This is a genomic window from Candidatus Cloacimonas sp. (assembly GCA_035403355.1).
Taxonomy (GTDB): Bacteria; Cloacimonadota; Cloacimonadia; order Cloacimonadales; family Cloacimonadaceae; genus Cloacimonas.
Map to the genome: position 1 here is coordinate 1 of DAONFA010000055.1, position 6329 is coordinate 6329.

Here is a 6329-nt window from a genome sequence, read left to right on the forward strand (position 1 = left end):
AATGATTAGGATTAAGGATTATATTTCTACGGCAATAGGCAGTGTCTGTTTCAGCACGGGAACCACAATACAATTTAAGTGTAGAGTTAGTGGAAATAGTCCCATAATAATTAGTCGTTCCAGTATAGCGATCCAATTGATCACTTTTGACCAAATCTCTCTCCCTGAAATTAATATATTTACAATTTAAAATAATAACCTTTATATCAGCACATACAATATCATCTGCTTCTCCTTGAAATTCACATCGGGCAATAATAAGAGTGGGTAATATTTCTAACTGAGAACTTGTACTTATAAAAAAAGAATTATAGAAAAAGCCAGTGAGATCAAAGGATAAGAATTTACATCCATAGATTACACTATCTTCATTAACATAAGCACCAATTGCACCCATATTGTTTAAAAAAGTACAATATCTAATATGGAATCTACCATTATCAAAACGTAAGGCACCGTAATTAATATCTGAATAATAGTTTAGTAATGCTATATAAGTTCTTTTAAAATAACAATGTTCAAAGCTGGATTTGGGTGCATCCTCAAAAAAATGAATTCCTTCCCAACGGTAGCTGGAATCAGGTTGATAGGTATCAAAGATTATAGGTTCTTCTTCTGTGCCCAATGCCACAATTTTACCATAAACCAATATCATTTTGGCAATTGGCTCAATTGGATGGCTTGCTGTTCCCGTCCAGAAAAAATCCCACCAGTCAACACTATTGGAAGCACCCATAACCAGAACCTGAACTCCAGGTTCTATCGTAAGAGTTACTCCTGAAGCAATATAGAGAAAGCTTTGCACAATATAAGGACTATTTACTGCAGTCCAGACAGTATCATTATGAATCCAACCCCCTACTCTTTCTGTTCCACTTAAAGGAATTAAAATGAGCACCAAGGCAAGCAATAATACATATTGTTTCATTTCTTCTCCTTATGTGTTTATAATTTGGGAAACCCTGAGTTCAGGGCTTCCCTATAATTTTGATCTGTTATTTTATAAGCATCATTTTGCGAGTATGAATCTTGTTATTCTGCTCGATTCTAACAAAATATATTCCGGAAGCTACTTCTATGTCTCTTTTATCCTTTCCATTCCAAACGATTTTGTAATTACCAGGTAGTTGTTTTTCGTCAACTAATTTTTTTACTACCTGCCCTTTTATGTTATAAACAGTTAAATTTACTTTCCCTTGTAAGGGAACATTATAGCAAATCGTAGTAGAAGGATTAAAAGGATTGGGATAGTTACCTTGGATAAAAGGTTTCATAGAAGTTAACTCTTTAGAAGAAATTAAAGATATAGGATTTCCCAAGTTTAAAAGGAAATTCAAATATTCATCAACACTGGTTGTTTTAGCACTGCAATCGGGAAGAGCTTTTCCTCCTTGAACAGAGTATTGTAAAACACAGTATGCTTGCTCTATTAAGGCAAATAGTGAATCAGCTATTCCTATGGGATTATCAATAATTAATTGTAAACGTTGAATAGCCGAAAGATAATCTTCTTCTTTGATGAGACATTTTGTTTTGATTTCTTCCTTTTCATAATATGGAGCCATATTTTCAGAAGGTATTTTCAAATCCAGATATTCCCTTAGCGTAGAGAAGTCCTTATCTGTAACCCTTTCAATCAAATAAAGGTAATCAACTGCCAGTGCAGTTATAGAGGAATCGGGGTAAGTTTCTACAATTTGTTTCATAATATCTTCGGCAAGCGAAAAATTCCCTAGGAAGAAATACTCAATCCCATTCTTTATCATAGCTTTAGGGTCAGTAGGTGGTTCCGGCGGTTCAATTACAAAATGAAAAGCAGATACATCAGGATAAAATCTATCCGGGGAGTCAACCCAATTGGGTATTATCGTTTGTCCATAAACCTCCGCTATTTCTTCACGAGTAAGATTTGCCATAATGTAATAATCCCAGTTCTCAAATTCTCCCTCAGGATTGTACGGGTATGAATTAAATGTCCCAGAATCATCTTGAATAGTATTTCCTGATTCAACAGGTAAAGCTCTAATCTGACTTAAAGAAGATGCATCACCAATTAATTCACAACCACCATTATTACGAAATAGATTTCCTGAAAAACCATGATATGGTATATGTTGATAACTAGTTTTATAAGTAAGCTTTCCTAAATATCCATGACCTCCAAGATTGGTTATATTATTATTCATTATATTTAGTTCTGAATCACTGGCAAATATCCCAGATCCAGAAAATAAATCCCTATGTAGAAGCTGTTCTGTAAAAACATTATCGTAAATCAAAGATTTTTCAATTGAGTGCTCCAGCCAAATAGCAAATTTCTCATTATAATAAAAATTATTTCTGGCTAACTCAGGATGTTCCGGGTTGTAAGAAATTGGTATATTAGTATCTTCGTCAAATTTACCGCCAACCAGAATACCGGAATCCTGAGCGTAAATACCGATAATATTATTATTAAAATCGCAACCTTCAATCATAGCTGCTTTACACCCAAATAGAGCTACACCATATTCATTTTGTTCTGCAATAGATTCTAACCCACCGAATGTATCATTCTTTAGATAAATACTCAGAGAGGAATTTTCTAAACACTTCATTCCATATACATAAACTCCTCGCTGATTGGATATGAATGTACAATTTTCTATTGTAACTAATACTCCACCACCTGGTATATCATTGCTATTATGATAAATACCATATATACAATGTGCATAAATATTATCTTTATAGGAAGGTTCTCTTGGATGTTTAACATGTATTTTTGCAATACCTGATATCTCAGAATTATATAGCTCAAAATTTTCATTATTATTATAATCATATATTGTATTTATTTCTATACCTTCCCATTTAGCACCATAAGGATTTGTTGAATAAATATTCAATCCTGATAATCGTCTGGGGTTAGCATTTGTTCCTTCAATTTTTCCATTTTCATCCGTAATAATTCTATCACCATATTTATCAGGATTACTGGGATCGGGATCAGGTTTGTAACCAGATATATTAACACAAGGCTCAAATTTTATTATACCTGACGCGCCATCAATAATTCTGTTATAATTAGCTATCAATTCTGAGCCCGTATTTGCGGCTAAATTACCTTTGAGATCAATTCTTGAATTAGTTCTAAAGAATAATATACCATCGTGATTTACAAAACACTTAGACGAACCGGAAAGTTCCATAGTACCATATACATTGTAAGTAGAATCCATAAAAGTACAAGTAGAATTTGTTAGGGTAAATTTAGCTCTTTCCGGGTTATTCAATCCTGATATACCAATCTTAAATTTGGATCTAATTTTAACATCCGCAGCATCTTCTATAATAAAATGACCAAAGCCGGAAGAAGAGTTGTTAATTGTAAGCGAACATTGATCATTATCATTATAATTTAAATAAGCATTAGTCCTAACACAATCATTAATAAAAATTCTACCGTAATTTTGTATAGAACCAAAAGAAGCAGAAACATTATCAGTCGTTATATAATTATTTGGGGATCTAATCTCTAAGTATGCATCTGGCTTAACCAAAACAGTAGAAACAGAATAAGAAGGATTAACTAAATTGTAGCCATTAATAACAAGAGCTTTAGTTTCTTTGATTTCTATATTTCTTGTTACTTCAAGTTGACCTGAATGTAATCCTCCATCTAAATCCAGCACTGCTGATCCATTATCACTAATATTGCCTTTTACTATGATTTCTCCGACTTCTAAGTGTGCTCCGTCTGAAATTGATATAGTTGAGTTTGCTTCTAACTCTATTATTCCTACGCGAATATTGGAATTCTCTCCAATCACCCAGTGTGCACTATTACATACTGTTACAGAATTATAATTAAGAGGATCGGGATAATTCCAATCAGTTGTTACAGAATCAAATGGTTCTATCACAAGATCTGGTTGAGAATTTATTATTACTGAAGTATTGTTCTGATTTACTATAATATTGTCACAAAACCGGATACTATCTTGATTAACATTCCAAGTTATTCTATAACGCTTATTGGGTAATAAATTTTTAAAAGTTGCATGCATCGCAGGAAATTCAATATCAGGTATTGATACTAAACTATTTTCCTGAATATAAGAATTAGCAAAAGTGTAAGAATTAGTAGTTTCAAAATTGCCAATATATGTTTCAAAATTAAATATCTCATCATTGGTCGGAATATTATCCAGGTTTTTCATAAACTTTGTATAACCCATTTCAGGTATCACACTTTCGCCGCTCTCAAAAGCGGCATCATAACCAACGCAACTGGATGCCAACCAACTATTATAAGTCCAGATACACCCGTTTTCATCACCCCAAAGTGCATTAAGATAGCCGCCTATTGAAGATTCATAAGGTGAAATTCCTCCCCAGGTTTGATGATGTTCTGAATAAACTTGAAGATTTAACTTCCAAGTTGGATTCTGATATGCGTTTTTATAGTTTAGAAAGTGGTAATATGTCTTATTATTATAAATATTATATTCCTCCTCACCCGTAGGATAGTATCCATTTACATCTGTATCAAAAGTGTAAGTGTTAGAATTAGTAAATGTAAATAACAATGTCTGGGAATTACTATTATGATAAGACAGAATTGAGTGATTTCCCGGAAATCTCTGTGGATCGGGTACACTGAGATCAATGTTTGTAAGCCATTCACCAATGTCGGAAGCAGGATAATCTACGGGATCTACAGTAGGAGAAAAAAGATTATAATTATAATTTTCATTTATTATCCTTATAGCATTATCTGAAAATAAATATTTGTTTTTCGTAAAATCTGTTAATATTGAAGATTTAGATAAGTTATAATTATTCATGCCTAATTCAGCATAATTTATAGTAGGTGTCTGATAATTATCTATTCTTTGTGTTTGTTCAAAGTAATTAAGTTTCTGTATTAATGATTCGGTTTCAAAAGTAGCACAATAAATGTGCCCGTCATTATCAAGAAGAAGGGGAGATTGGGATAAACCCAAAGAACCATTTACAATAGATTGTACATTGGATCCATTGAACATAAAAATCTTTCCTAAATGACTAATAAAATAAAAACGTCTATATGTAGGAATATTTGTATCGTAGATAACAGGAGTTTCGAAATAATCATCATTAGTCATCTCACATTGTATTATTGAATGAAGAGGGTAATCTGAGTAAATATGATCTATAACATGTAAACAGAAAATTCCGGGAACATAAATTTTATCATCAACTAAAACAGGAGTTGCCATAAATTCATATTTATAAGAAGTGCTATTTAATGACCGTTCTCCTTCCCTCAGGTCAATTTTCCAATCTACACCAATTTGATCATTAGAAATTCCTTCAGGAAAATTTACACTCATTAAACAACCACTTTTATTCAGAATTAATAAATGCCTATTTAAAATATTATCCTTATACAGAACCGGACTAGCCCAACAACCGGTCCCGCTTAAATAACGCATTTCTCCTTCACTTATCTGATTATCATCAGTAAGAGTTAACATTGTATTATAACATTCATGTTCTAAATCAATTAGCTCTTCCGTAGTATAACAATTTATACTTACCTCGCCTTCATTAAAAACTGCTTCATCCATCTCGTTAATTATTTTAAATGAAAATGTCCATGAACCAGGGAAATATGGATGAACATTTCTAATACCAAATCTTACAATACTTCCAACTTTTGGGACAGGAGCTTTTGAACAATGTTCAATGTTATTTTCGTCAAATGCTTGAAGACCAAAAGTTGTGGCATAAAATCTAATACCTCCTAAATTGTCTACATCCGGATCCACTGCAACTGTGTTCCGGATTCTATCATCAATTAAGAGATTTGCAGTCGGGGATGGTGGAGGAAATATATCACTTGCATATCCCAACACTATCAATGCTAATATATGAGACATAACCAAAGTTTTTTTTATTTTTTTCTCCTTTTATTACGGTTTTTTGTGATCCGTTTAGTTTTATTTCTCTTATAGTATTAATTTAACTTAGTCTCATATTCAAATCTAATATATTTACAATACTATATTCACTTAGACAGATGTTATCTTTTTCTCTCAGCATTTCTCTTAACAAAATCTATTCTGCCAACATACAAAATACTTTTAATTAAATAATCAATTCTATGTCAAGAACAATTTTTACCTTTTTTAATAAACAGCATTATTAGGATTGATTCTGAAATCCTTATTATCCTCGTTAAAAATTCAAATCAGAGTTGTTGTCTATTTTACCATCTCACTATTTTATTTTACCATCATCATTTTGTGGCACCGGCTTTTTCCTTCGGTTTCTAAACGCACAAAATATATTCCGCTGGCAAG

The 6329-nt window shown here is 32.2% G+C and carries 2 protein-coding genes; both read right to left on the reverse strand.

Features of this window, described 5'->3' with window-relative positions; translation table 11 throughout:
- Positions 1-928: hypothetical protein (locus PLE33_09030; protein HPS61384.1), on the reverse strand; the 928-nt coding region annotated here is incomplete at its 3' end.
- A 67-nt stretch (positions 929-995) separates the two neighbouring features.
- Entirely contained in the window at positions 996-5906 is a 4911-nt protein-coding gene (locus tag PLE33_09035; GenBank protein HPS61385.1) for a T9SS type A sorting domain-containing protein, read from the reverse strand.
- Between the last annotated feature and the right edge of the window lie 423 nt (positions 5907-6329).

Coding starts and splice junctions, on each gene's coding strand:
- PLE33_09035 (HPS61385.1), bottom strand. CDS start 5,906: ATGTCTCATATATTAGCATTGATAGTGTTGGGATATGCAAGTGATATA.